We start from the raw sequence: 24,633 nt of genomic DNA, 5'->3' as shown, positions 1-24,633 counted from the left end.
AAAGGATAAAAATATGAAAAAAATTTTTTTAGTAGTTTTAGCAGTTGTGGGGATGCTTTTCTTACAAGGTTGTACTACAAAAACAAGTACAAAAGTGCCAAGAAATGGCATAATGACAAAAGATGAAGTTACTTTTCCAAAACCAGAAAAAAGCATTTACAATAAAGCTTTGGGTGTAAATTTGGAAAATATAAGAAAAATCGAAGTTGGAATGAGTAAAGACGAGATAAGAAAACTTATCGGAGTTCCACATTTTCCAGCTGGATTTGCGTATGTAGTTGAGTGGGACTATCTTTTTAATCTTAAAGAAAAAGCTGGCGATAAAGATATGATTTGTCAGTATAAAGTAGTTTATGACTTTGATACATATAAAGCAGCTAGTTTGTTTTGGAACACTAAGGAGTGCGAGGACTTTGTAAATAAAAACAAAAAAACACAAAGCATTGAGCTATCAAGTGATTTTTTATTTAAGTTTGCAAGTGCTAATTTAAGTCAAAATGGAAAAAATGAAATTTCAAATTTAGTAAATAAATTTGGTAAAGAAAACATAAAAACTATTTTTGTTGTAGGTCATACAGACTTAATTGGAAGTGATAAATCAAATCTTATCCTTTCGCAAAAAAGAGCAAATTCAGTTAAAAGTGAATTTGTTAAAAACGGAATATTAAGTAGCAAAATCACAACTAAAGGAGCTGGTGAAAGCGAGCCTGTTAAAGAGTGTGACTCAAGTCTTGTTAAAAATAAACTTATTGAGTGTCTTGCACCAAATAGACGCGTAAATGTTGATATCATAACATATTAATCTATAAAAGCCCAAAAATTTTGGGCTTTTCTTTAAAAAAGTAACTAATTAATAATTTTTATAATTTCATAAATTTTTGGTATAATTTCATAAATTTTTTTAAAAAGGATTTATGATGAGATTTATTTTGGCCTGTTTTATCTCATTTTTTTTATTAGGATGCTCAAATGATAGTAAAAAAACTGATGAAAAAACTCAAGACGCAAAAACCGAAAATGAAGTAAAAGACAATGAAGTAAAAAATACAGTTAAAACTTCACAAACTAATGAAAAAATCACTAAAAATATAAATATTTTTAACGGCAAAAGTGTTGATGAATATTTTGATTTTAAGTGTGCATCTTGTCATGGTAGATATGGTGAAAAAAGCGCTTTAAAAGCCAGTAAAATTATAAATGAGCTTGATGAAAATCAGATAAAAGCAGATCTTATGGGATATAAAAACGATATAAATTATGGTGGAAATCTAAAAGCCACAATGCACAGAACGGCAAGCGAGTTAAGTGATGATGAGATAAATGCATTAGCTAAATTTATACCTACGCTTTAATCAATACTTTATTTGATAGCTAAGTCTTTTTTAGATACTGCAATAAATTAGTTTTAATGTTTTAGTCGCTAAATTTAAAATTTAATTTATTGCATTTTTTGGATGTTTTAAAATTTCATAAGCAAAGCTTATCAATTTTAGGTTTTATTTCTAAATTTTGGTAGCTTATAAATTTACCCATTTTATACTTTTCTACTCCAATTCTTGCTATCATTAAAGCATTATCTGAGCAGTATTTAAGAGGTGCGGTTAAAAGGTTTGCATTAAATTTGCTGCATAAATTTTCTAAATTTTGTCTTAAAACTAAATTTGCACTAGCTCCCCCAACAACACCAAAATTTTTCCATTTTTTAACTTCATAAATTTTACTTAATTTATCCATTATATGTGAAATAGCTGCTTTTTGAAATGAAAAAGCTATATTCTCTTTATCGGTTTGACTCAAATCCCCACACTCTTCTATGGCTAATCTTACTTGATTTTTAAGTCCTGAAAAGCTGTATTCTACTCTTTTATCATGTAAAAGTGGTATTGTAAAGTTATATTTGCTCGTACCGTTTTTTGCTAAATTTTCTATTACTACGCCACCAGGATAGCCTAAATTCATCATTTTAGCTACTTTATCAAAGCTCTCACCAAAGCTATCATCTCCGGTTTTTGCTACTATTTTTATATTTTTATCTTTATCTATATCTAAAACCATTGTGTGTCCGCCACTAACTAGCAAAACTCCAAGTGGAAATTTAGCCTCGCAGTCTAAAAAAAGTGAGTAAATATGTCCTAAAAGATGATTTACTTCAATTAATGGAATGTTTAAAGACACACTTAAAGCCTTTGCCATACTTACACCACCAACCAAACTCACACTAAGACCTGGCATATTAGTAACTGCAATGGCAGCGATATTATCAAAATGATTTTTTATTTTTTCAAGTAGTTTAGGAAGTGCAGCTGTGTGAAGCCTTGCTGCAAGTTCAGGCACAACTCCACCAAACTCGCAATGCTCTTTTTCTTGAGATATTTTTAGATATTCTATGCAATTATAGGTTTTTATATCTATTAAAGCAATTGAGCTATCATCACAACTACTTTCTATGCCAAGAATTAAGTTTTTTTCCATTTTTCGCCTTAAATTTCATTTTAAAATCAATCTATTTTAACCATAATAACTATAAAAATAGATAAAAATTTAAAATTTGTAAATAAAATTTTATAAAAATAGTAAGAATTTAGAAGTTTTTTAGTTTTAAAAAAATGGGGAAAACTCCCCATTGAGATTATAGTTTATCTGCGTTTTTGCCTAGATAATCAGCAACACCATCAGGATTTGCTTTCATACCTTCTTGGCCTTTGTTCCAGCCAGCTGGACAAACAACTCCGTGCTCATTTGTAAATAACATAGTATCAACCATTCTTAGCATCTCATCTATGTTTCTACCAAGTGCATCATCGTTTAAAACCATGTGTCTTACAGTGCCATCTTTATCAAGTAAAAATGAACCTCTAAGTGCAACTGCATCAGCATAAAGTACATCAAAATCTCTTGAAATTTGCTTTGTGATATCTGACACTAAAGGATATTTGATATTTCCGATTCCACCTTTATTTACTGGAGTGTTTTTCCAAGCAAGATGAGAAAACTCATTATCAGTGCTAATTCCAATAACCTCAATTCCTCTTTCTTTAAAATCATTATATCTGTGATCAAAAGCAATTATTTCACTAGGGCAAACAAATGTAAAATCTTTTGGGTAGAAAAAAACTACCGCGCCGTTTTTACCTAAATTTTTATAGAGATTAAAATCTCCAACTATTGTGTTATTTCCTAATACAGCTGTAGCTGTAAAATCAGGTGCTTTTTTTGTTACTAGCATCTTTTCTCCTCTTAATTAATTTTTGTTCGCAATATTATAAAGCATTTGAGTTAATCAAATCTAAATTTATCTTAAAGTAATAAATTCATTATTTTTTTTATAAATTTCAAAGTAAATTTTACTTTTTATTAATTCAAATTATGATATTATCAACTTTTAAAATTATCGATAAAGGAGAAAAAATGGCAGTTAAGATTACTGATACCTGTATAAGCTGTGGTTCATGTATAGATGAGTGCCCAGTTGAGGCTATTGTAGATGATAGCGATAACCCAAATGGAGAAGATATTTATTATGTTTATGCTGATAAATGTGTTGAGTGCGTAGGTCATAATGACTCACCAGCTTGTGCAGATGCGTGTCCAACTGATGGATGTATTGTTTGGAGTGAAGTTGTTGATGGTCAACCATACAGAGAAGAAATTCCAAACGATCAAAGAGATGACAGCGTAGCTGTGGTAGATTAATCACTAGGCCCAATTCATTTTGGGCTTAAACTTTTTTTAATCAAATTTTAGATATTATCACAACTTTATAAATTTCATATAATTTGTACTATTTTTAAGGAGAATTTATGCAAAGAACACTATCTATAATAAAACCTGATGCTGTAAAAAAAGGCGTTATTGGAAAAATAATTGATAGATTTGAATCAAATGGATTAAGAATTGCTGCTATGAAAAAAGTTAAACTTAGCAAATGTGATGCAAAAGCATTTTATGCAGTTCATAAAGAAAGACCTTTTTTTGGTGAGTTAGTTGATTTTATGGTAAGTGGTCCTGTTGTTGTTATGGTTTTAGAAGGCAATGATGCAGTTGCTAAAAATAGAGAGCTTATGGGAGCAACAAACCCAAAAGAAGCAGCAAAAGGAACAATTAGAGCTGATTTTGCTGAAAGCATTGATGCAAATGCAGTTCATGGAAGTGATAGCTTGGAAAATGCAAAAACAGAAATAGCATTTTTCTTCGCGCAAAGAGAGATTTGCTAAAAAATTGAAAATAGATTTTTTAAATCAAAAAATTTCTTTTGTAGAAACTTCTTATAATGGTGTAAATTTAAAAGGAAGTTTAGAAAAAGTTAGTGACAAAGTTATAAATTTAAACGCACATATTTTTGGAGAGATTCCATATATTTGCAATAGATGTGGCAAAGATATCACTTTAAGCTTAGATGAAAATGTAGATATAATTTTAAGCAACGGAGTTTATAACTTGCAAACACTTGATAATGTTATAGAGTTTTTTGACGGTAAAATAGACTTTGATGAAGTTATTCAAAGCGAAGTTGAATCTTTTAAAAGTGGCTATTTTTACTGTGATGAGTGCTCAAAACAGTAATAAATTTATAAAGGAGAAAAAATGGCAGTTCCAAAAAGACGCGTTAGTAAAACTAGAGCAGCGAAAAGAAGAACACACTATAGTGTAAAACTTCCTATTCCTGTAAAAGATAAAGACGGTAGCTGGAAAATACCACACCGCGCAAATAAAACAACCGGCGAATACTAATGATAAAGATAGCAGTAGATGCTATGGGTGGGGATTTTGGCTGTGAGCCTATTGTAAAAGGTGTTGTAGAAGCCTTAAAACAAAGGGAATTTGAACCTTTCTTAGTAGGTGATGAAAAGGCCATAAAGGAATTTATCCCTAATGAGTTTATGGATAAAGTTAGATTTGTTCAAGCTGATGAAATTCTAACCATGAAAGAGGAAGCTACAAGTGCTTTTAAAAAACCAAATACAAGCATCTACAAAGCTATTGAGTTGGTAAAAGATGGAGTTTGTGAAGCTATTGTATCTGCTGGACATAGCGGCGCAACTATGAGTTTGGCAACTCTTAAAATTGGTAGGTTAAGTGGAGTTTTAAGACCAGGTATTGCTACATTTATGCCTTGTAGCAAAGAAGGAAGCAAAACTCTTTTGCTTGATGTTGGGGCAAATGTTGATTGCAAAGCAGAGCATATTTTTCAATTTGGGGTTTTGGGACTTGCTTATGCAAGAAATATTATGGATATAAAAAATCCTAAAATAGGAATTTTATCAAACGGAGAAGAAGAAAGCAAAGGTGACGAACCAACAAAAGGAGCCTTTAAACTTTTAAAAAGATTAGATTCTTTTATTGGAAATGTCGAAGGGGCTCAAATTTTTGATGGCTCGGTTGATGTTGTTGTTTGCGATGGGTTTGTTGGAAATATCGTTTTAAAAACAAGCGAAGGTGTAGCAACTGCTATAAGTAAGCTTATAAAAAATGAAATTAAAAACTCATTTTTGGCAAAACTTGGGGGGCTTCTTTTAAAGTCTGGATTTAAAAATATCAAAAAACAAACTGATTATGCAGAGTATGGTGGAGCACCACTTTTAGGCATTAAAAAGTGCGTTATCATAAGCCATGGAAAAAGTTCATCAAAAGCTATTAAAAATGCTATCTTTCAAGCAATTGATTTTGCAAAATCAGACATTACTTGCGATGTTGTAAATGAACTTGAAAAGTTTAAAAAAGATAAATAAGGTTATAAGATAAATGAAAAAAGCATCTATGATATCTATTGCAGCCTATGCGCCTGAATATATTTTAACAAATCAAGACTTAGAAAAAATGGTAGAAACAAGTGATGATTGGATTACAAAAAGAACTGGCATCAAAACTAGACATATAGCCAAAGATGAAGTTACGAGTGATTTAGGATATAAAGCTGCAAAACTTGCTATAAAAAGAGCAAATTTGACCATAGATGATATTGATTGTATTATTTGTGCTACTATTTCGCCTGATTATCTTTGCATGCCATCAACTGCATGTAGGATAGCTGATCTTTTAGGCATCAATGATATTATGGCATTTGATATAAGTGCTGCTTGTAGTGGATTTATCTATTTAATCGAAATAGCAAAAAGCATGGTTGAAAGCGGGCTTAAAAAAAATATTTTAATAATTGGAGCTGAAAAGCTTAGCTCAATTGTTAATTGGAATGATAGAACGACTTGTGTTTTATTTGGCGATGGTGCAGGTGCGGCTATTATTTCAGAAAGCAAGGATGAAAACTACATTATAGACACACACACTTCAAGTGATGGAAGTAAGGGTGATTTGCTTATAACTCCAGGATGTGGATCAAAAAATCCTACTTCTAAATTTGTTCTTGAAAATAACTTGCAATTTATTCACATGAAAGGCAATGAAGTTTTTAAAACAGCCATTAATACTCTTACAAATGATGTTTTAAAAATTTTAGAAAAAAATAAAATTTCAAGTGAAAAAATTAACCTATTTGTTCCTCATCAAGCAAATTTAAGAATAATAAATGCAGTAAAAGATAGACTTAATTTAAGTGATAATCAGTGCGTTGTAACGGTTGATAAATTTGGAAATACCAGCTCTGCCTCTATTCCAATGGCATTAAATTATGCTTATGAAAATAACAATTTAAAAAATGGAGATTTGCTTTTGCTTGATGCTTTTGGTGGAGGATTTACTTGGGGATCTGCTCTTATTAAATTTGGCGGCAAATAATTAAAAATTTCTAAAATTAAACTATTAAACTCTTTAAATAAAATTAATTTAAACTATTCAATTTATAAATTTACTTTTTTATTATAAAATTACGGCTGATTTAAATATTAAGGATTTAGTATGGAATTTAGCGGTAAAAATGTTTTAATTACAGGAGCAAGTCGTGGTATTGGTGCCCAAATTGCTAAAACTTTAGCTTCAAAAGGTCTTAAAGTTTGGATAAATTATCGCTCAAAGCCAGAAATTGCTGATGCTCTATGCGAAGAGATTACCAAAAATGGCTTTAAAGCAGCGGTTATTAAATTCGATGCAACAAATGAAGATGATTTTATAGAGGCTATAAAAACTATAATTGACTCAGATGGTGAGCTAAGCTATTTGGTAAATAATGCAGGCATTACAAATGATAAGCTAGCTATTAGAATGAAACTTGAAGATTTTACAAGTGTAATAAATGCAAATTTAACATCTGCATTTATAGGAAGTAAAGAAGCTTTAAAAGTTATGAGTAAAAAACGCTTTGGTTCAGTTGTAAACATTGCTTCAATTGTTGGTGAGATGGGAAATGCTGGTCAAGTTAATTACTCAGCTAGCAAAGGTGGAATGATAGCTATGAGTAAAAGTTTTGCCAAAGAAGGAGCTAGTAGAGGAATTCGTTTTAATTGTGTAACTCCTGGATTTATCGCTACTGATATGACAGATGTTTTAAGCGATGAAATCAAACAAGGATATATCAATGCAATTCCACTTAAAAGACTTGGAGATCCAAAAGATATAGCAAATGCAGTTGCTTTTTTATTAAGCGATGATGCAGGCTATATTACAGGAGAAGTCTTAAAAGTAAATGGTGGATTATATATGTAATAAAAGCTTATAATTTTATATATGATATAAGCTAAATATGATATAATTAAAAATTGTTTTAACTAAAACAAAAGCTTAAATATTGTAAAATATTAAATATTTTTATTAAGGAGTGCTGAAATGGCAGTTTTTGAAGATGTAAGAGATGTAGTTGTAGAACAACTTAGTGTAGATGCGGATGCTGTAAAGCTTGATTCTAAAATCGTAGAAGATTTAGGTGCTGATAGCTTAGATGTTGTTGAGCTTATTATGGCTTTAGAAGAGAAATTTGATGTTGAAATTCCAGATAGCGATGCTGAAAAACTACTTAGCATAAAAGATGTAGTTGATTATATAGAAAAACTTTAATTTTTATTGTTAAGGGAGATATTTTGAAAAGAGTGGTAGTAACAGGTATAGGCATGATAAATGCACTAGGTCTTGACAAAGACAGCTCTTTTAAGGCTATTTGTGATGGCAAAACAGGTGTTGGTAAAGTAACTTCATTTGATGCAAGTAGACTTCCTGTTCAAATAGCTGCCGAAGTTAAAGGCTTTGATCCTCTTAGCGTTGTAGAAGACGGCAAAGAGGTAAAGAAAATGGATAGATTTATCCAGCTTGGCTTAAAAGCCGCAGCTGAAGCTATGGAAGATGCCAAATTTGATAGTTTTGATGGTGATGAGTTTGGTGTTAGTTCAGCTTCTGGTATAGGTGGACTTCCAAATATTGAAAAAAATGCTATTGTGTGCTCAACAAGAGGCCCTAGAAGAATTTCTCCTTTTTTTATACCATCAGCACTTGTTAATATGCTTGGTGGAATGGTGTCAATTGCGCACGGTTTAAAAGGTCCTAATTTATCAAGCGTAACTGCATGTGCAGCTTCAACTCATGCTATTTGTGAAGGTGCAAAAAGCATAATGATAGGTGAGGCTAAAAAGATGCTTGTTGTTGGTGCTGAATCTGCTATTTGCGAGCTTGGAATTGGTGGATTTGCTGCAATGAAAGCTTTATCTGAAAGAAATGATGACCCAAGTACTGCTTCAAGACCTTTTGATAAAGGTAGAAATGGTTTTGTGATGGGCGAGGGTGCTGCTGCACTTGTTTTAGAAGAGTATGAAGAGGCCAAAGAAAGAGGTGCAAAAATTTATGCAGAAATAATTGGCTTTGGCGAAAGTGGTGATGCGTTTCACATAACTTCTCCAACACTTGAAGGTCCTTTAAGAGCTATGAAAAAAGCTTACGAAATGGCAGGAAGTCCAAAGATTGATTATATAAACGCTCACGGAACCTCAACAGCCATAAATGATAGAAATGAGACAAATGCTTTAAAGGAACTTTTTGGAAAAGATAATGTTCCAGCAGTTAGCTCAACTAAAGGTCAAACAGGACACTGCTTAGGTGCAGCTGGTGCAACTGAAGCAGTTATTTCTATTATGGCTATGGAAAATGGAATTATCCCACCTACAATTAATCAGATTGAAAAAGATGAAGAGTGCGACTTAGACTATGTTCCAAATGTAGCTAGAAAGGCTGATTTAAAAGTAGTTATGAGTAATTCTTTTGGCTTTGGAGGGACAAACGGTTCTGTAATTTTTAGGAGGATATAAAAATGGCTAATTATTTGGATTTTGAAAAAGGAATAAAGCAAATTGATGAAGAAATTTCAAGTGCAAAAATTAGGGGCGATGATGATGCTGTTGAAATTTTAAATAAAAATTTGGAAAAAGAGGTTGTAAAAACTTATAAAAATCTTTCAGAATACCAAAGACTTCAATTAGCTCGTCATCCTGATCGCCCATATTCACTTGATTATATAAAGCTTCTTTTAAAAGATGGATATGAAATTCACGGAGATAGAGCCTTTAGAGATGATCCTGCGATAGTTTGTTTTATAGGCTATATGGCTGATAGAAAAGTTGTGATTATTGGCGAGGAGAAGGGAAGAGGCACTAAAAATAAAATAAAAAGAAATTTCGGTATGCCAAATCCTGAAGGTTATAGAAAAGCCTTAAGGGTTGCAAAAATGGCTGAAAAGTTTAATCTCCCAATTTTGTTTTTAATAGACACTCCAGGTGCTTATCCAGGTGTTGGTGCAGAAGAAAGAGGTCAAAGCGAAGCAATAGCAAAAAATTTATATGAGTTTAGCTCTTTAAAAGTTCCTATGATTTCTGTTGTAATTGGTGAAGGTGGAAGTGGAGGGGCATTAGCTATTGGCGTTAGTGATAGGCTTGCCATGATGCAAAACTCTATTTTTTCAGTTATTTCACCTGAGGGTTGTGCTGCAATTTTGTGGAATGATCCTACTAAAAGTGAGCTTGCAACAAAGGCTATGAAAATAACAGCTAGTGAGTTAAAAGAACATAAACTCATAGATGATGTTATACAAGAGCCTAAAACAGGAGCGCATAGAGATAAAGAAAGTGCTATAAAAGAAGTTGGCGAGTATTTTTTAAAAGAACTTAGCGAGCTTGAAAAGTTAAGTGTAGATGAGCTTTTAGAAAAAAGAATGGAAAAAATTCTAAACATTGGAGCATATAAAGAGCGCTAATTTTAAATCATAATTAATATTTTTTATTAAATAATGATTTAAAAAATAGTTTTATAATATGTACATCTATTATATAGAGTTTAGTTTTTTGTAAGACTTTAAATGTAGTTTTATATAACTAAAAAGTAAAAATAAGGAGAATAAAAATGAAAAAACTTGCATTAAGTTTAGTAGTATTAGGAGTTGCTTTTAGCGGAGCTTTTGCAGCTGATGGTGCAACTGTTTATAAAAAATGTATTGCCTGTCACGGCCCAAAAGCTGAAAAAGTTTATCTAAATAAAATACCTGCTTTAAAAACACTTGATCCAGAAGAAATGGTTCAAAATATGATTAAATATAAAGCTGGTGAAATGGGCGAAAACGGAAAAGGTCTTTACAATATGGGTGCTATTATGAAAGGTCAAATGGCAACTCTAAGTGAAGATGATATGAAAGCTGTAGTTGAATATATTCAAACTTTAAAATAGTACTTCGAGGGGAAATTCCCCTCATTTTAACTTACTATATTTTTTAAAAAAATTATTTTATTTATCTTATAAATTTACATAATTAATCAGGTGGTCTGTAGCCTTTATCTTTTTCTAAATCTTTATTATCTTTTCTGTTTTTCAAAGCCTCTTTTTTCTTTTGTTCCATTTTATATGCATCATTTAATGCATCTTCGCTATCAAATTTAGTTCCATCTAGAAATTTAGAATAATCCTCAAATTGTTTTGTTTTTATTCCCCATAAGAGCCCAAATAATGCACACATTCCAAGTAGTATTGATACAAACATCATTAAAGCTATGATTCCAGTCATTTTTAATCCTTTAAATTTTTTACACTATTTAGCACTACGGCAAGTGAACTTAGACTCATTGAAAGTGCTGCAATTAGTGGTATTATGTACCCAAACACAGCAAGTGGAATTGTTATGGCATTATAAAAAAATGATATTGCTAAATTTTCTTTAATGGTTTTTAATGTTTTTTTAGAAATTATTATCATCTCATAAAGACTTTTTAAACTATCATCCATTAAAACTACATCGCTTTTTTCAACACTTATACTAGCGCCATTTCCCATTGCAATACCTACAGTTGCTATGCTTAGAGCATTTGCATCATTTATGCCATCACCAACCATTATAACTTTTTTAAGATTTTTTACAAAATCAGCTTTTTGAAGTGGAGAAAAATTAGCCTTATAATCATTTATTCCAAGTTTTTTTGCCACATTTTCTACAACTTTTTCATTATCGCCACTTAAAATATATGGTTTTAATCCAAGATTTTTAATGTTTTCAATAAGCATTTTAGCATCGTCTTTTAGCATATCTTCAAGCTCAAATTTTGCTACAACTTCACCATCAATAGCAAAAAAGTAGTTTGTTAAATCACTTTTTTTGCACTCTATACCGCACTCATTTAAAAACTTAAAATTTCCACCTATTAAATCAAAATTTTGATATTTTGCTTTTACGCCTTTTGCTGCAATTTCGCTAAATTCGCTAAATTTAAGTTCGTTAAATTTAACCTTATCATTTATAAATTTAAAAATAGATTTACTTACTAAATGGTTTGATTTTTTAACTAAATTTAAAAGTAGATTTTCATCAAATTCTTTAAATTTAGTAAAATTTATAACTTCAAATTCACCTTTTGTAAGAGTTCCAGTTTTATCAAAAACTATATTTTCACATCCAGCAACACTTTCTAAAATAGCAGCTTCTTTAAAAATGATTTTATTTTTAAGTCCTATGCTAAGTCCGACTAGGGTTGCAACAGGCGTTGCAAGTCCTAGTGCACATGGACAAGCTACAATTAAAACACTTACTGCAACTAAGATTGATTTTTGTAAATCTGAATTAAAAATCATCCAATAAATAAAAGTTATTAAACTAAGTGATAAAATAACTGCTGAAAAATAGCCTGAAATTTTAGTTGTAAGAAATTCTATTTTAGATTTTTTAAACGAAGCATTTTCAAGCAAGGTTATTATTTTATTTAAAAGTGAGCTTTTAAAATCACAACTTGCTTCATACGTAAGGCTTCCATCAAGACATATCGCACCACTATCAACAGATAAATTTTTTTCTTTAAAAAGTGGCAAGCTTTCACCACTTAAACTTGCATAATCAAAGCTTCCAGATCCACTAATTACTTTACCATCAACTAATACCTTATCACCACTATTAATTAAAATAATATCACCTTTTTTTACTAAATTTAGATCTTTGGCTTCAAAATTATCTCCATTTTTTACCATGACTTCGCTATTTAATAAATTTGAAAAACTATCAAGCCTATCTACAGCTTTTTTTTGTGCTAAAAGCTCTAAATATTTTCCACCAAAGACAAAGGTAATTATCATCGCAGCACTTTCAAAATAAACCTCCCCGCTTCTTGTAAGCATTACATAAACTGAGTAAAAATAAGCCGTCAAAGCTCCAGTTATAACAAGTAAGTCCATATTTGGAACTCTTGTTTTTATAGAAGTTTTTGCTCCTTTAAAAAAAACACTTCCTGTATAAAAAATAACTGGCGTTGCTAAAATAAACTCCACAAAATGAAGTAGATCCTTGTTTGCTTGCGAGATTGAACTAAAATATCCACTATAAAGTGCCACTGCTATCCACATTATATTCATAGTTACAAAAATTCCCACTAAGAGTTTTGAGTAATACTCTCTTCTTTTTGCATCCATTCTTTTTTGAGATCTTTTTGGATCATAAGCAAAAGCATTGTAGCCGATTGAATTAATAAGATTGAAAATATTTGCTAAGTTTGTGGTGTTTTCATCCCAGATTATTTTTGCTTTATGAGTTGAGGCATTTATACTAGCTTCGATAATTCCAGGATGGTTAAAAAGGACTTTTTCATTTAGCCAAACACATGCAGCACAATGAATTCCTTCTATTATTATATAAATTTCATTAAAGCCATCATCTGTTTTTTTAACATAATTTTTATAAAAATTCTCGGTGTTTTCTTTTGTAAATTTTTTCAAGCTTGAGACAGGATCTAGTTTATTTTTGCCAAGTTTTTCATAAAATTCAGCATATCCTTCACTGTTTAGAAGATAAAAAACCTCTTTACAACCATTACAGCAAAATTTATTTCCAAACTCATCGGTAATAAGCTCGTTTTCATTAAAACTTAGTTGGCAGTGTTTACATTTTTCCATTTATTTTCCATTTTTATTACAAATTTATTCCAAATTTAGTTTTATATTTTACAAATTATAGCCTTTAAATTCAATATATGCTAATATTATAAAGAGGTAAATTTATGAAAAGTTTAGTAATTATATTTTTTATTTTTGAATGTTTAGATATTTTTTTAAATAAAAGCGAGAATTTACAAGGTTTGATTTTAAGCTATGCTAAAAAATGGCAAAAATCTCCATTTTTATTTTTAACAATTCAGTTTAATTTTTTATTTTTAAGTTTTTGTATTTTTTGCTTAAATTTAAAAAGCCCCATTTTAATAACACTTTATTTCTTATATCTTTTTGATAGTTTATGTAAAGCTTATTTTTGTGCAAAAATTTCAAAAGGTGAATTAAAAGATGATATAAAATTTTTTCTATCAAGCGATGTTAGAATTCCACTTCAAACTAGATTTATCTTTTCACTAAGTGTTACTTTTTTGTTTTATTTAGGTCTTTAGGCAAAGCCTTTTTAAAGCCTATAAAGAAAGTATTAAGTTAAATTTGACTAAAATAAAACTTGCATTGTAAAAAATGCAAACTTCAATTATATTGAAAATCTACATAAATTTATATTCTGATTTTAAAGAAGGACAGATGGAAAATAATACTAATAATAAAAAACAGCACACGCGAACACATATACCTGTTGATGGGCATAAAATAGAAGATTTAAGGATAATGGATATTGAGTCTTTGGCTCAAATGGCAACTGAAATGGGTATAGAAAATCCAAGAGAATTTAGAAAACAAGAACTTATTTTTGAAATTTTAAAAACACAAACAAAGCAGGGTGGGTTTATTTTATTTACTGGAATTTTGGAAATTACAAGTGAAGGATATGGCTTTTTAAGAGGAATTGATGCAAATTTAAGTGATAGCGTAAATGATGCGTATGTAAGCCTTAGCCAAATTAGAAAGTTTGCTCTTCGTGTTGGAGATATCGTAACAGGTCAGGTTAGAGAGCCAAAAGATCAAGAGAAATATTATGCACTTTTAAAAATAGAAGCGATAAATTATAAAACAATAGCAGAAGCTAGACAAAGACCACTTTTTGATAACTTAACCCCACTTTTTCCTACAAAGCAGCTTAAACTAGAATATGATGCAATGAAACTAACCGGAAGAGTGCTTGATCTTTTTACTCCAATTGGCAAAGGTCAAAGAGGACTTATAGTAGCTCCACCAAAAAGTGGTAAAACCGAACTTATGAAAGAGCTTGCTCATGGAATTGCTAAAAATCATCCTGAGGTTGAGCTTTTGGTGTTGTTGGTTGATGAAAGACCAGAAGAAGTTACTGATATGCAACGCTCAGTAAAAGGTGAAGTATTTAGCTCAACATTTGATGAGCCGGCAATAAATCATGTAAGAGTTAGTGAGCTTGTTATAGAAAAGGCCAAAAGAGCTGTTGAAATGGGAAAAGATGTTGTAATTTTGCTTGATAGTATAACTCGTCTAGCAAGGGCTTATAACACAGTTACTCCAAGTAGTGGGAAAGTATTAAGTGGTGGTGTTGATGCAAATGCACTTCACAAACCAAAAAGATTTTTTGGAGCAGCTAGAAATATAGAAGAGGGTGGAAGTCTTACAATAGTAGCAACTGCCTTAATTGATACTGGTTCAAAAATGGATGAGGTTATATTTGAAGAGTTTAAGGGAACTGGAAATAGTGAAATTCTCCTTGATAGAAATATAAGCGAAAGAAGAATTTACCCAGCAATTAATATCCTAAAATCAAGCACTAGAAAAGAAGAACTTTTACAAACTCCTGATATGCTTCAAAAAGTTTGGGCTTTGCGTTCAGCAATTGGAACAATGGATGATGTAGAAGCGCTTAAATTTCTATATTCAAAAATGCTTACAACTAAAAACAATGAAGAACTTTTATCTATAATGAATGAGTAAAAAGGAATTTGAAGTGAAAAAAGTTTTATTTTTAATGTTTGTTTTGTTAAATTTTGTTTTGGCTGATGGTTTTGTAACAGTTTATGGAAACTCAAATTTAACTCTTTCGCCAAATAGTGCAGTTTTAAATTTAGATATCTACTCAGATGGTGGGAATTTGCTAAGTGTAAAAGAACAAAATGATAAAATCACAAAAAAAACTAATGATTTATTAAAAGAACAAAACATCTCAAAAAACAGTATTCAGATACAAAGAGCTTTTATAAGCTCACGCGATAAATATAACAAAAATGGCGAAGCTGCCGGCAAAATTTACTCTGTATCTAAAAATGCAAAAATTAGCATAAATGATATAAATAAAACTCACTCACTAATAGATGCATTGATAAGTGCAGGAATTTCAAATATCAATATAAGTTATGAAAATAATGAGATAAAAGCCTATGAGAACAAAGCTTTAAAAGAAGCTTTGAATTTGGCTAGGCAAAAGGCTTTAAAGCTAGCCGAAGCTTCAAATAAAGACCTAGGTGAAATTATAGAGGTTGAAGAACTTAGTGCAAATTCACAAAACTATTTTATGAATGCAAAAAGTCTAAATGCTGCTGATAGTTTTGGAAATTTAGATGGTGTAATCTCAGTTGGCGCTAGTGTAAAAGTTAAATTTAACTTAAAGTAAAATATATGTATCAAGTTTTATCTTTAAAGTATCGTCCTAAAAATTTCGATGAGCTTATAGGTCAAGAAGCAGTTTCAAGAAGTCTTTCAAATGCGCTTGATAGTAAGCGTTTGGCAAATGCTTATCTTTTTAGCGGGCTTAGAGGAAGTGGAAAAACAAGTAGTGCTAGAATTTTAGCAAAATCTATGCTTTGTAAAAATGGTCCAACAAGTCATCCTTGTGAAGTTTGTGATAGTTGTAAAATGGCAAATGAAAATGCTCATATTGACATTATAGAAATGGATGCAGCAAGTAGAAGAAAAATAGATGATATTAGAGAGCTTATTGAGCGCACAAAAACATATCCATCAATTTCACGCTATAAAGTATTTATCATTGATGAAGTTCATATGCTTACAAAAGAGGCGTTTAATGCGTTTCTAAAGACTTTAGAGGAACCACTTGAGCATATTAAATTTATTCTTGCTACAACTGATCCATTAAAGCTCCCAGCTACAATTTTATCAAGAACTCAGCATTTTAGATTTAAGCCAATTCCTCAAAATCTAGTGATGAATCATCTAGCAAATATTTTAAATAAAGAGGGTATTTCTTTTGAAAATGAGGCTTTGAAAATAATTGCAAGAAGCGGAGAAGGCTCTTTAAGAGATAGCATAACCTTGCTTGATCAAAGTATAAGCTTTACAAATGGTAGTGTTAATGCAAAAGAAGTTGCTTCTATGCTTGATCTTGTAGATCCTGTAAAAATAGATGAAATTTTAAGCATTATCTTAAAAAGAGATAGGGAAGGTGTTGTAAGCATACTTGATGAGTTGAGTAGTTATGAAGCAGATTCGATAATTGATCAGCTTACCTTGAACTTAAAAGATAAATTTCTAAGCAAAGATCCAAAATTTAATATTTTTATGTATGAGAGGTTTTTTAGAGTTTTAAGTGAAGCTAAAAGTATGTTAAATATGGGGAGCGATAATGGATTTACTATAGCTATGACTTTATTTTTGATGATAGAGTCAATGAGCTTAAAAAGCATAGATGATATCATGAGCGAAATTTCAAATAAAGAATTAAAGCAAGATAATATTTTAAATGATTCAAAAAAATTAGAAAAAAATAAAAAAGATTTGATACCAGAAATAAAAACAACAAAAACTCCATATGATGACTATTTAACAAATATATATGATAGAAGCTATGAGCTTGGTGAATGTTTTAAAAGAAGCGTTAAATTTAATGATTTTAAAGATAATACTTTATTTGTAACATCATTTGGTGATAAGTCCGATAGTGAGTTTTTAAGAAAATCATCAAAAGTTATAATGGAAATTTTAAGAAAAACCTTTAATAAAGATAGTAAAATAAAAATTTCTAAGTTAGATAAAGATAAAAATTTACAAAATAAAGATTCTAAAACTATAAATCAAAATTATAATATTAATAAAGTAACTATAGAAAATTTTAGTAAAGATTTATCTATAGAAAAAGAGAATAATTTAAATAAAAATTATCATAAAACACAAAACCTAGAAAATAAAGATTTTCAAATAAACTACGATAGCTTAAATAATTCAAACCTTGATGATGAGTTTAAGAAAGATCTTGCAAATTTAAAAAAATTTAGTGATTTAAAAAAAAGCTTAAGCTCAAATAACTTAGAAGAAAAAAACAAATCACTATTAGATGAGCTAAAAAGTTCAAATAATTTTAAAGAAAGTAAAGAAACTAAGAAGCTAAAAGAGCTAACTAGACTTTTTGGAGATCCTAAAGTAGAGGAAAATTAAAATATTTTCCATAAATAACTAAATATTTAAATAAAAATTACTGTTATGCAGTTTGAAAATTAATAAGCTTTCAGATATAAACACCTAAATATCCGGCATGACATAAAACACTAGTTTGAGTGAGGATTAATAAATTTTCAGATAGGCAAAACAGTTAAAATAAAATTATAAAAGCTCAAATTTAAGCTTTTATAAATGGAAACTTATTTTAGATAAGTTCCTTGGCTTGTTGGATTTCTTGAAATATTTGTATTTTCCATAGCTTTATCTTTAAATATAAAATCATCTTCACCTTTTAAATAAGCTATGATATATCCCAACTCTTCACTCGATGTTGAAGCAGCAATTGGTTGCATTGTAATTCTGCCAGCTTTTCCATGAGTTGAATCATTATAGTATGCTTGAAATGAATAATAAATCTCTTTGCCGCTCATTTTAGATAGTTTTCTAACTCCTGCGTAAGATCTCTTATTGCCTTTTTCGCCGTGACATTCAAGACATTTTTTATTATATATTTTTTTGCCTTGTTCGGCAGAATAATCAATGTTTTTATTAATGCCTACACCTAAAAATCTGCTATCACCAACATTCGGTGTTGTATTATAAACATTAACTTCAACACCTTCATCTTTAGAATGTTTTTCAACTAAAGCTTTTAACTCTTTCGCAAACTCACCTTTTGCTTCAAATATGTAAGTTTCATCACTTGCATCGCAAAAAGAGATAAAAAGACATGCTAAAAATGAAAGTTTAAGTAGTTTTTTCATAGATTATCCTAAATTTAAGTTAAGAGTTTGTAAAGTGAGAGCTTAAAACTCTCACTTGAATAAGAAAGATTAGAATGAATATTTAGCTTCAAATCTAACTCTGTCGTTTTTCTCATCACCCTCTTTTACATGTGAATACCATGTTTTGAATTTAAGTTTGTCTGAGTGAGCATATTCTAATCTACCAACAATTTCTTTCATTTTTGTTTTTTCGTCAACAACTTTATTTTTACCATCAAGATAGTCAGCACCGATTCTTACGCCAGTATCAGGGATAGTATATCCAGCTGTTACAAACCAATAGTTATTTTTACCATTGAATATAGTGTAGTCAACTAACTCTTCACCTGGTTTTATAAAGCTACCGCTATCCTCAAATGATACTAAAGATGTTTTGTCTTTTTTAGTTGAGAAGTCAACATAACCAGCTGTTAAATCTGCACCAAATAGTTTTGTTCCAACCTCAACACCATAAAAATCTGCATCATCTACAATATTATTCAAGTCCTTTTTGAAAGAGCTATCAATATCAGAAAAAGCATATTGGAATTTTGCATTAAGATTTACATCATCGTTAACATCAAATGAAGTAGCAAGTTCAACTGCGAAAAGATCAGTTACATCTTCAAGTATAGCATACCATACTTGGAAGCTTACTGGATCATAGCTACCAAGAGCTGCTACACCATAAAGGTTGTGATCTGTAACTTCTTTTTGTTTACCATCTCTTATTCCTAATGTTCCGATATCACTATCTCTCTCTAAGGCATCCATCCATAAAGCAGCAAGAGTTAAGCCCTCAATATCGCTATTTAAAACTTTTATACCATCGCCAAACATATCATCTGTGAAGAATGCTCCAACATCTTGACGACCAACTTGAACAACAGTATTTCCTACTGCATATCCGAAGTATGCTCTATTTAAATCAAATCCATCACCTCTTGTATCTTTTCCACTTAATGATGTTGATCTATCAGTATCTAGATATCTTATACCTGCAACTGCAAAAAAGTTATCATCAATTTTTGTTTTTAGGTTAAGCTCACCTTTGAAATTCCAGTTGCTGTCTCCTGTTCTGTTTTCATTAGCATTTTTGCTACTGTCGTTAGTGTATCTTACTCTTAGCATTCCACCTACATCTACATCTTTGATAGCTTCTTCTAGTGGGGTAGCTGAAGCAGTAGTAGCCATAATACCTGTTGCCATTGCGGCGATTAAACTAAGTTTAACTAGTTTCATTTAGAACTCCTTTTTTCAATTAAAATAAATTGTTAGGTGTAATAGTAGCATAAAAATTTAAAAAATTTGCTTAAAGTTATTTTAAATTTGCCATTTTGTGGCTATTTTGTTGCTAAGTGTTAACCAAAGAGCCTAAAAAACAAGGTTTTGGTAAATAAAAACTTCTAAGAAAATTTTTCTTAGAAGTCAAAAGGAAGTTCAAATATGATTTTATTACTTAAGTCAAAATTATATTTGAAATAGGTAAATACTTGGCAATAATAAATTTTATTAATTTCAAATTTTTATATGATTACCTATACAATAAGTTAAAATTTATTAGTTTAAAATTATACACTTAAAAACACTAAGTCTTTAAAATAATTTTGAATGTTTTCCTATATCGATAGCTTCTAGAATTAAAATATCATCATCTTTTTTATATAGTGAATCACCCACCTGCTAAAGCAAGTGGGCTTCTTGCTTCAATGATAGGTAACTAGTATCAAGTATGTAACCATATTTTGATACCATGCTAGTGCTATCTCCACAAGCGTAACTTTGGGTAATTCCTACCCTAGATTTATCTAATTTTATTTTATATCTATCATCAATTATACCTAGTGCATAATTTCTTATATTTATACTAGCATTTAAGTCTCTATCGTGTTTAGTATGACAATGCGGACAAATAAAGCTTCTAATATGAAGTGGCTTTTTACCTGTATTACTTCCGCAATGACTACAAATTTGAGAACTAGGGAAAAATTTATCAATTTGCATTAATGTTTTGCCTTTGTTTTCAGCTTTATATTTTAGAAAATTAATAAATTTACCCCAACTAGCATTAGTAATAGATTTAGATAAATGTTTATTTTTAATTAGTCCTTTGATATTTAGATTTTCAACTGCTATAAAATCATACAAATTTGTAATTTCATCGCTTATTTTATGTAAATAATCATCTCTTGCTCTTGTAATTTTTTGATGAGCTTTGGCTATTTTTATTTTAGCTTTTGCTCTATTGTTTGAGCCTTTTTGTTTTTTACTAAGTTGTCTTTGTAGTTTTATAAGTTTATTTTCTTTATCTTGTAAGAATTTATGATTTTTATAAATAATGCCATCACTTCTAATGATAAGATTTGCTAAACCCATATCTAAACCAACAGCATTTTTTATTACTTTTGGCTTAGGTGTAGATTTATTGTTTTCATAGCTAATTGATATATAGTATTCATCAGCTATTTTTGAAATAAAAGCTTGTTTTATTACACAATTATTATCAAGCTTTCTATGGATTTTAGTTTTTATCCCCTCTGTAAATTTTGGAACAAATACTCTATTATCACTTAGTTTTATATTTTGTGGAATAGCATAACTTTGCTTTGTGTTTTTCTTTGATTTGAAATTTGGATACTTAGCTCTTTTAGCAAAAAAGTTATCAAAAGCTGTAACCAATTGCCTAAGTGACATTTGCAAAGATTGTGATGCACATTCATTAAGATATTTATACTTATCTTGCTTTTTTAAAATAGTAAGCTTTTTTTGCATAGTAAAATATGTTTCTTTTATCCCTTTACTAAATTGTTTTTGACGATAATCTAAAAAATAGTTATATACTACTCTTACACAGCCAAAATGTTTATGCAATAACTCTTTTTGAGCTTTAGTAGGATAAATTCTATATTTTACTGCACTTAACAAGTTTTAATTTTCCTTGTTTTGTTATTATTGTATAATTGTAGCATAAAAATATAAATAATGAGTTCAAATTATGAAAAAAAATAATTATAAACTACGCGGATATATTTCTACAAATCACTCTAAACACAATCTAAAAGCACATATAATCTTAGTTTGTAAATATAGAAAAAAGCTTCTAAAAGGAAATTTGAATTATTTTATCAAGACTAAAATTAATGAAATTAGTAAGAGTGGAGAATTTATAATTTTAGCTATGGAGAGTGATGTAGATCACATTCATCTGATGATACAATATTTACCACGAGTTAGTATAAGCTCTATTATTCAAAAAATAAAACAAATAACTACTTTTTATGTTTGGAGAGATACTAGATTTGAACCTTTTCTAAGAAAACATTTTTGGAAAGAAAAAACTTTTTGGACTGATGGATTTTTTGCTTGTAGCATAGGAGAAGCAAATCCTGAAACAATCAAGGCTTATATAGAAAATCAAGGATAAGTTACTTACTAATGCTTTGTGTGGCATTCAGCCCAACCGCTAAAGCAGTTGGGATTTCTGCCTAAAGGTTAAAACTAAATCTGACATTATATGGCAATTTCTAAAATTTTTTAGTTTTCCTTTTAATTGGCGGTCTTTATATTTCTTATCTAAAGTTTCATCTTTTGCTAGTTTTTCTAATAAATTTATTGTTAAATCTTTTTGTTGCGCGGTTAATTTTTTAAAAGATGTTTTAAAATTTTTAGAGTAGATGATTTTATATTTCATCAAGTGAGGCTCTTAAATCTTTTATGTTATCATAAGCTTTTATATTTCCAGCCTTATAGTCTTTAATGGTTTTTTCGTGGATAGAGAGAATTTTGTCCTCATAAGAAATTTGTTTTATTTCAACTTTTGGGTAAAGTTTTGCAATAGCTTTTAAGACATTTAAAAAAGCTTCATCACCATTTTTTATAACAATTCCCCTTTTTTATGTATTATATCAAAAATTTTTTACTTTCCAGCCAGTTTAAAAAGCTCATTTTTAATCTTTTCTTTTGCCATATCAATTTCTAAATTTTGTACGCTAAAAGGCTTACTTAGACTATAATAAATAGTTGAAAACGGTTTTGGAAGTATCATCTCATCCCAACTTTTAAACTGCCAAAACCTACTAGCTTCGTAATTAAGTGCATAAATTTCAAGGTGCTGTTTTTGAGCTATGATGACCGCACCATCGGCAACACTGTGTTTTGGACCTCTTGGGCCATCTGGAGTTATGATAACATCAACTCCATTTCTTATTTCTTTAAAAGCATTTATCAAAGCTCTTGCTCCACCTTTTGAACTACTTCCTCTAATAGCACCAATTCCAAATTTAGATATGATTTGAGTGATGATCTCACCATCTTTGTGATCTGAAATGATAACTTTGCCTTGCTTTTGTTTATTAAAGGCTTTACTCCACCAATGTCTATAAGCAAAGCTCATCATAGCAAGTCTTCCATGCCAAAAAACAACTACGCAAGGTTTTGAGGGCAAATTTGTAGGAGTAAATTTTTTTTTGCAAGTTAGATAGATTATCCAAATAACGAGATAAGCTATCCATTTAATAAAAAAAAGCTTAAGAGATGATTTCGCCATCTAAAGCCATTCTTTTTGCAGATTTAATCAAAACTTTTTTTGTTTTACCTAGAAGCTCTTCCGTGCCATTAGCTAAAACATTAAAATTTGAAAAACTTCTACCACTTACTTGCATATTTGGGCGAAGCTCTTCAAAATAAACATCAAATATTTTTCCAACTTGATTTTGCATTGTTTTATCTAAAATTTTATTATGTCTATTTTGTAAAAAAGTTAGTCTTTTGCTAGCTATTTCATCATCAATTAGAGGTAAATTGGCAGCTGGAGTTAATGGACGAGGACTAAATTTAAATGAAAAAATTTGCTCAAATTGGGCTTCATTTACAACTTCCATTGTATCGTTAAAGTCTGCATCACTTTCGCCAGGATATGCTACGATTATATCGGTGCTTATATTAACTTCAGGGCATATTTTTCTTAGTTTTAAAGCTCTGTTTAAAAACCACTCTTTTGTATATCCTCTTTTCATTGCCTTTAAAATAGCACTTGATCCACTTTGTAAAGGCATGTGCATGGATTTACATATTTTATTATTATTTGTAAAAACATCTAAAAATTTATCATCCATGTGAAGCGGATGTGGACTTGTAAAGCGAATTCTTTCAATTCCTTTAACTTCGCTAATTTTTACTAATAAATCACTAAAATCAATCTTTTCATGAGAGCTTGAAAATCTTTTTCCATAATTATTTACATTTTGTCCAAGTAAAAATACCTCTTTTGTACCATTGCTTGCAACTTTTTCTACCTCATTTAAGATTAAATTTAAAGGTATTGAGATTTCATCGCCTCTAGTTTGTGGGACGATACAATAGGTACATTTTTTATCACACCCTATCATTATGTTAATGTAAGCTTTATATGGACTACTTCTAAACTCACCAAAGGCATACTCACTATCATCATAATTAATATCTGTGCTTATAAATTTTGGGGAATTTATAGCTTTTGTAATCTTAGATGTGTTTCTGGCTCCTAAAACAAAATCAACATACGGAGCCCTTTTAAAAATTTCTTTTCCTAAATGACTTGCAGTACAGCCTAAAACTCCAATTTTAGCTCCATCTTTTTTTACTTTTTCATACCCTCCAATTTCACTAAAAAGCTTATGGACAGGCTTTTCTCTAACTGAACAAGTATTTATGAGTATTAAGTCCGCTTTTGAAATATCATCTGTTAAAATATAATCATCTTCTTTTTTAAGTTCTGCGATGATATGTTCAGAGTCTCTGACATTCATCGCACAACCTAGAGTTTGAATAAACAGCAATTTACTCAAAGTATATGGACCTCATACATAAATTCATTTTCATCAAGACCATATTTTACAGTTCTTAGATAAGCACTCATATTTTTTTTCTTAAAATGCTCTATTAAAGCGATTAAGTCTTTGTGTTGGTTTTCTCTATCAAAATAAAATATTCTTTGACCTGTTTTGGCGACTTCTTTTTCAATATCACTTAAAGATATATTATTAGGAGCTTTGCTTAGCTCGCTTCTTGCTATTTTTAACTCCATTTTAACTCCTTTTACTTTTTGCCTTTGCTATTTTGAATTTGTGAGTATATCAAATTTTATGTAAAATTTCGTTTAAACAAAACAAAAGAGTAAAAATAGTATAATTAGAACCCTTTCAAAATTAAATCA

29 protein-coding genes are annotated in these 24,633 nt (G+C 29.9%); 18 read left to right on the top strand and 11 right to left on the bottom strand.

Going from position 1 to position 24,633, the window contains the following annotated elements:
- Nucleotides 1-13: 13 nt before the first annotated feature.
- Nucleotides 14-802, top strand: coding sequence for an OmpA family protein (locus tag O6B72_RS00495; protein WP_269491928.1), 789 nt, complete (start codon nt 14-16; stop codon nt 800-802).
- Between the two features lie 115 nt (nt 803-917).
- Entirely contained in the window at nt 918-1,352 is a 435-nt protein-coding gene (locus tag O6B72_RS00490) for a c-type cytochrome (RefSeq protein ID WP_269491926.1), read from the top strand.
- A 115-nt stretch (nt 1,353-1,467) separates the two neighbouring features.
- On the opposite strand, the gene tsaD is transcribed toward O6B72_RS00490, so the two are convergent.
- Complete coding sequence (gene tsaD, locus O6B72_RS00485; RefSeq protein WP_269491925.1) at nt 1,468-2,472, bottom strand: tRNA (adenosine(37)-N6)-threonylcarbamoyltransferase complex transferase subunit TsaD; 1,005 nt, start codon at nt 2,470-2,472, stop codon at nt 1,468-1,470.
- A gap of 157 nt (nt 2,473-2,629) precedes the next feature.
- Nucleotides 2,630-3,226 (bottom strand): peroxiredoxin, encoded by a 597-nt coding sequence (locus O6B72_RS00480; protein WP_018712601.1) that lies wholly within the window; start codon nt 3,224-3,226, stop codon nt 2,630-2,632.
- 182 nt (nt 3,227-3,408) lie between these two features.
- Between O6B72_RS00480 and O6B72_RS00475 the strand changes: the two genes are divergently transcribed.
- From O6B72_RS00475 to O6B72_RS00425, 11 genes are all read left to right on the top strand, one after another.
- Entirely contained in the window at nt 3,409-3,693 is a 285-nt protein-coding gene (locus tag O6B72_RS00475) for a DUF362 domain-containing protein (protein ID WP_018712600.1), read from the top strand.
- Nucleotides 3,694-3,800: 107 nt separating this feature from the next.
- A complete protein-coding gene (ndk, locus tag O6B72_RS00470) occupies nt 3,801-4,214 on the top strand; it encodes a nucleoside-diphosphate kinase (RefSeq protein WP_018712599.1) in 414 nt (137 codons plus the stop codon).
- A 4-nt stretch (nt 4,215-4,218) separates the two neighbouring features.
- Nucleotides 4,219-4,563, top strand: coding sequence for a DUF177 domain-containing protein (locus O6B72_RS00465; protein WP_016646151.1), 345 nt, complete (start codon nt 4,219-4,221; stop codon nt 4,561-4,563).
- Nucleotides 4,564-4,584: 21 nt separating this feature from the next.
- Complete coding sequence (gene rpmF / locus O6B72_RS00460) at nt 4,585-4,731, top strand: 50S ribosomal protein L32 (protein ID WP_016646150.1); 147 nt, start codon at nt 4,585-4,587, stop codon at nt 4,729-4,731.
- Complete coding sequence (gene plsX / locus O6B72_RS00455; RefSeq protein WP_269491924.1) at nt 4,731-5,729, top strand: phosphate acyltransferase PlsX; 999 nt, start codon at nt 4,731-4,733, stop codon at nt 5,727-5,729. Before rpmF ends, plsX begins: the two co-directional genes overlap by 1 nt.
- Before the next feature lie 13 nt (nt 5,730-5,742).
- Complete coding sequence (locus tag O6B72_RS00450; RefSeq protein WP_269491923.1) at nt 5,743-6,732, top strand: beta-ketoacyl-ACP synthase III; 990 nt, start codon at nt 5,743-5,745, stop codon at nt 6,730-6,732.
- Nucleotides 6,733-6,852: 120 nt separating this feature from the next.
- Entirely contained in the window at nt 6,853-7,596 is a 744-nt protein-coding gene (gene fabG / locus O6B72_RS00445; protein ID WP_156847104.1) for a 3-oxoacyl-ACP reductase FabG, read from the top strand.
- Between the two features lie 120 nt (nt 7,597-7,716).
- The gene (gene acpP, locus O6B72_RS00440) at nt 7,717-7,944 is read left to right on the top strand and encodes an acyl carrier protein (RefSeq protein WP_024962628.1); all 228 of its coding nucleotides are present in this window, start codon (nt 7,717-7,719) and stop codon (nt 7,942-7,944) included.
- 23 nt (nt 7,945-7,967) lie between these two features.
- A complete protein-coding gene (locus O6B72_RS00435) occupies nt 7,968-9,182 on the top strand; it encodes a beta-ketoacyl-ACP synthase II (protein WP_258299033.1) in 1,215 nt (404 codons plus the stop codon).
- Nucleotides 9,183-9,184: 2 nt separating this feature from the next.
- Nucleotides 9,185-10,123, top strand: a complete 939-nt coding sequence (gene accA, locus O6B72_RS00430) for an acetyl-CoA carboxylase carboxyl transferase subunit alpha (protein ID WP_269491921.1) — start codon at nt 9,185-9,187, stop codon at nt 10,121-10,123.
- Between the two features lie 146 nt (nt 10,124-10,269).
- Nucleotides 10,270-10,590, top strand: a complete 321-nt coding sequence (locus tag O6B72_RS00425; RefSeq protein WP_018712594.1) for a c-type cytochrome — start codon at nt 10,270-10,272, stop codon at nt 10,588-10,590.
- An 82-nt stretch (nt 10,591-10,672) separates the two neighbouring features.
- Here the strand turns inward: O6B72_RS00425 and O6B72_RS00420 are convergent, their stop codons facing one another.
- Together O6B72_RS00420 and O6B72_RS00415 are read right to left on the bottom strand one after the other, a co-directional pair.
- The gene (locus O6B72_RS00420; protein ID WP_024962631.1) at nt 10,673-10,924 is read right to left on the bottom strand and encodes a cbb3-type cytochrome oxidase assembly protein; all 252 of its coding nucleotides are present in this window, start codon (nt 10,922-10,924) and stop codon (nt 10,673-10,675) included.
- Between the two features lie 2 nt (nt 10,925-10,926).
- A complete protein-coding gene (locus O6B72_RS00415) occupies nt 10,927-13,290 on the bottom strand; it encodes a heavy metal translocating P-type ATPase (RefSeq protein WP_269491919.1) in 2,364 nt (787 codons plus the stop codon).
- Between the two features lie 104 nt (nt 13,291-13,394).
- On the opposite strand from O6B72_RS00415, the gene O6B72_RS00410 reads away from it, so the two are divergent.
- The 4 genes from O6B72_RS00410 (at nt 13,395) to O6B72_RS00395 (ending at nt 17,673) form a co-directional block, all read left to right on the top strand.
- Nucleotides 13,395-13,775: a hypothetical protein gene (locus tag O6B72_RS00410; RefSeq protein WP_269491917.1), complete on the top strand. Its 381-nt coding sequence runs from the start codon at nt 13,395-13,397 to the stop codon at nt 13,773-13,775.
- Nucleotides 13,776-13,911: 136 nt separating this feature from the next.
- On the top strand, nt 13,912-15,219 hold the full coding sequence (gene rho / locus O6B72_RS00405; protein ID WP_018712591.1) for a transcription termination factor Rho: 1,308 nt from the start codon (nt 13,912-13,914) through the stop codon (nt 15,217-15,219).
- A gap of 13 nt (nt 15,220-15,232) precedes the next feature.
- Nucleotides 15,233-15,895, top strand: a complete 663-nt coding sequence (locus O6B72_RS00400) for an SIMPL domain-containing protein (protein ID WP_269486971.1) — start codon at nt 15,233-15,235, stop codon at nt 15,893-15,895.
- A 5-nt stretch (nt 15,896-15,900) separates the two neighbouring features.
- Nucleotides 15,901-17,673: a DNA polymerase III subunit gamma/tau gene (locus O6B72_RS00395; protein WP_269491916.1), complete on the top strand. Its 1,773-nt coding sequence runs from the start codon at nt 15,901-15,903 to the stop codon at nt 17,671-17,673.
- Between the two features lie 203 nt (nt 17,674-17,876).
- Here the strand turns inward: O6B72_RS00395 and O6B72_RS00390 are convergent, their stop codons facing one another.
- The 3 genes from O6B72_RS00390 to O6B72_RS00380 all read right to left on the bottom strand — a co-directional run bounded on the left by O6B72_RS00390 (nt 17,877) and on the right by O6B72_RS00380 (nt 21,365).
- Complete coding sequence (locus O6B72_RS00390) at nt 17,877-18,440, bottom strand: c-type cytochrome (protein ID WP_269491915.1); 564 nt, start codon at nt 18,438-18,440, stop codon at nt 17,877-17,879.
- 69 nt (nt 18,441-18,509) lie between these two features.
- Nucleotides 18,510-19,682 (bottom strand): major outer membrane protein, encoded by a 1,173-nt coding sequence (locus O6B72_RS00385; RefSeq protein WP_269487706.1) that lies wholly within the window; start codon nt 19,680-19,682, stop codon nt 18,510-18,512.
- Between the two features lie 441 nt (nt 19,683-20,123).
- The gene (locus O6B72_RS00380) at nt 20,124-21,365 is read right to left on the bottom strand and encodes an RNA-guided endonuclease InsQ/TnpB family protein (RefSeq protein WP_269491914.1); all 1,242 of its coding nucleotides are present in this window, start codon (nt 21,363-21,365) and stop codon (nt 20,124-20,126) included.
- Between the two features lie 70 nt (nt 21,366-21,435).
- Here O6B72_RS00380 and tnpA point away from each other — a divergent pair, with 70 nt between their 5' ends.
- The gene (tnpA, locus tag O6B72_RS00375) at nt 21,436-21,864 is read left to right on the top strand and encodes an IS200/IS605 family transposase (RefSeq protein ID WP_269491912.1); all 429 of its coding nucleotides are present in this window, start codon (nt 21,436-21,438) and stop codon (nt 21,862-21,864) included.
- Between the two features lie 39 nt (nt 21,865-21,903).
- Here the strand turns inward: tnpA and O6B72_RS00370 are convergent, their stop codons facing one another.
- The 4 genes from O6B72_RS00370 to O6B72_RS00355 all read right to left on the bottom strand — a co-directional run bounded on the left by O6B72_RS00370 (nt 21,904) and on the right by O6B72_RS00355 (nt 24,504).
- Nucleotides 21,904-22,131 (bottom strand): type II toxin-antitoxin system RelE/ParE family toxin, encoded by a 228-nt coding sequence (locus O6B72_RS00370; RefSeq protein ID WP_269491910.1) that lies wholly within the window; start codon nt 22,129-22,131, stop codon nt 21,904-21,906.
- Between the two features lie 225 nt (nt 22,132-22,356).
- A complete protein-coding gene (locus O6B72_RS00365) occupies nt 22,357-22,986 on the bottom strand; it encodes a lysophospholipid acyltransferase family protein (protein WP_269491908.1) in 630 nt (209 codons plus the stop codon).
- Nucleotides 22,967-24,265, bottom strand: coding sequence for a tRNA (N6-isopentenyl adenosine(37)-C2)-methylthiotransferase MiaB (gene miaB / locus O6B72_RS00360; RefSeq protein WP_269491907.1), 1,299 nt, complete (start codon nt 24,263-24,265; stop codon nt 22,967-22,969). The genes O6B72_RS00365 and miaB overlap by 20 nt, the downstream gene beginning before the upstream one ends.
- Nucleotides 24,262-24,504 (bottom strand): HP0268 family nuclease, encoded by a 243-nt coding sequence (locus O6B72_RS00355; protein WP_016646130.1) that lies wholly within the window; start codon nt 24,502-24,504, stop codon nt 24,262-24,264. Before O6B72_RS00355 ends, miaB begins: the two co-directional genes overlap by 4 nt.
- Nucleotides 24,505-24,633 lie beyond the last annotated feature (129 nt).

It is taken from the genome of Campylobacter ureolyticus, assembly GCF_027277485.1.
GTDB lineage: Bacteria > Campylobacterota > Campylobacteria > Campylobacterales > Campylobacteraceae > Campylobacter_B > Campylobacter_B ureolyticus_B.
Note: the sequence above shows the minus strand (reverse complement) of the source record. Positions and strands in the feature narration are given on the sequence as shown.

Coding starts and splice junctions, on each gene's coding strand:
- O6B72_RS00410 (WP_269491917.1), top strand. CDS start 13,395: ATGAAAAGTTTAGTAATTATATTTTTTATTTTTGAATGTTTAGATATT.
- O6B72_RS00490 (WP_269491926.1), top strand. CDS start 918: ATGAGATTTATTTTGGCCTGTTTTATCTCATTTTTTTTATTAGGATGC.
- rho (WP_018712591.1), top strand. CDS start 13,912: ATGGAAAATAATACTAATAATAAAAAACAGCACACGCGAACACATATA.
- O6B72_RS00390 (WP_269491915.1), bottom strand. CDS start 18,440: ATGAAAAAACTACTTAAACTTTCATTTTTAGCATGTCTTTTTATCTCT.
- O6B72_RS00425 (WP_018712594.1), top strand. CDS start 10,270: ATGAAAAAACTTGCATTAAGTTTAGTAGTATTAGGAGTTGCTTTTAGC.
- O6B72_RS00450 (WP_269491923.1), top strand. CDS start 5,743: ATGAAAAAAGCATCTATGATATCTATTGCAGCCTATGCGCCTGAATAT.
- O6B72_RS00355 (WP_016646130.1), bottom strand. CDS start 24,504: ATGGAGTTAAAAATAGCAAGAAGCGAGCTAAGCAAAGCTCCTAATAAT.
- ndk (WP_018712599.1), top strand. CDS start 3,801: ATGCAAAGAACACTATCTATAATAAAACCTGATGCTGTAAAAAAAGGC.
- O6B72_RS00480 (WP_018712601.1), bottom strand. CDS start 3,226: ATGCTAGTAACAAAAAAAGCACCTGATTTTACAGCTACAGCTGTATTA.
- O6B72_RS00495 (WP_269491928.1), top strand. CDS start 14: ATGAAAAAAATTTTTTTAGTAGTTTTAGCAGTTGTGGGGATGCTTTTC.
- O6B72_RS00415 (WP_269491919.1), bottom strand. CDS start 13,290: ATGGAAAAATGTAAACACTGCCAACTAAGTTTTAATGAAAACGAGCTT.
- fabG (WP_156847104.1), top strand. CDS start 6,853: ATGGAATTTAGCGGTAAAAATGTTTTAATTACAGGAGCAAGTCGTGGT.
- O6B72_RS00370 (WP_269491910.1), bottom strand. CDS start 22,131: ATGAAATATAAAATCATCTACTCTAAAAATTTTAAAACATCTTTTAAA.
- O6B72_RS00475 (WP_018712600.1), top strand. CDS start 3,409: ATGGCAGTTAAGATTACTGATACCTGTATAAGCTGTGGTTCATGTATA.
- accA (WP_269491921.1), top strand. CDS start 9,185: ATGGCTAATTATTTGGATTTTGAAAAAGGAATAAAGCAAATTGATGAA.
- O6B72_RS00365 (WP_269491908.1), bottom strand. CDS start 22,986: ATGGCGAAATCATCTCTTAAGCTTTTTTTTATTAAATGGATAGCTTAT.
- O6B72_RS00395 (WP_269491916.1), top strand. CDS start 15,901: ATGTATCAAGTTTTATCTTTAAAGTATCGTCCTAAAAATTTCGATGAG.
- tsaD (WP_269491925.1), bottom strand. CDS start 2,472: ATGGAAAAAAACTTAATTCTTGGCATAGAAAGTAGTTGTGATGATAGC.
- acpP (WP_024962628.1), top strand. CDS start 7,717: ATGGCAGTTTTTGAAGATGTAAGAGATGTAGTTGTAGAACAACTTAGT.
- rpmF (WP_016646150.1), top strand. CDS start 4,585: ATGGCAGTTCCAAAAAGACGCGTTAGTAAAACTAGAGCAGCGAAAAGA.
- O6B72_RS00420 (WP_024962631.1), bottom strand. CDS start 10,924: ATGACTGGAATCATAGCTTTAATGATGTTTGTATCAATACTACTTGGA.
- tnpA (WP_269491912.1), top strand. CDS start 21,436: ATGAAAAAAAATAATTATAAACTACGCGGATATATTTCTACAAATCAC.
- plsX (WP_269491924.1), top strand. CDS start 4,731: ATGATAAAGATAGCAGTAGATGCTATGGGTGGGGATTTTGGCTGTGAG.
- O6B72_RS00385 (WP_269487706.1), bottom strand. CDS start 19,682: ATGAAACTAGTTAAACTTAGTTTAATCGCCGCAATGGCAACAGGTATT.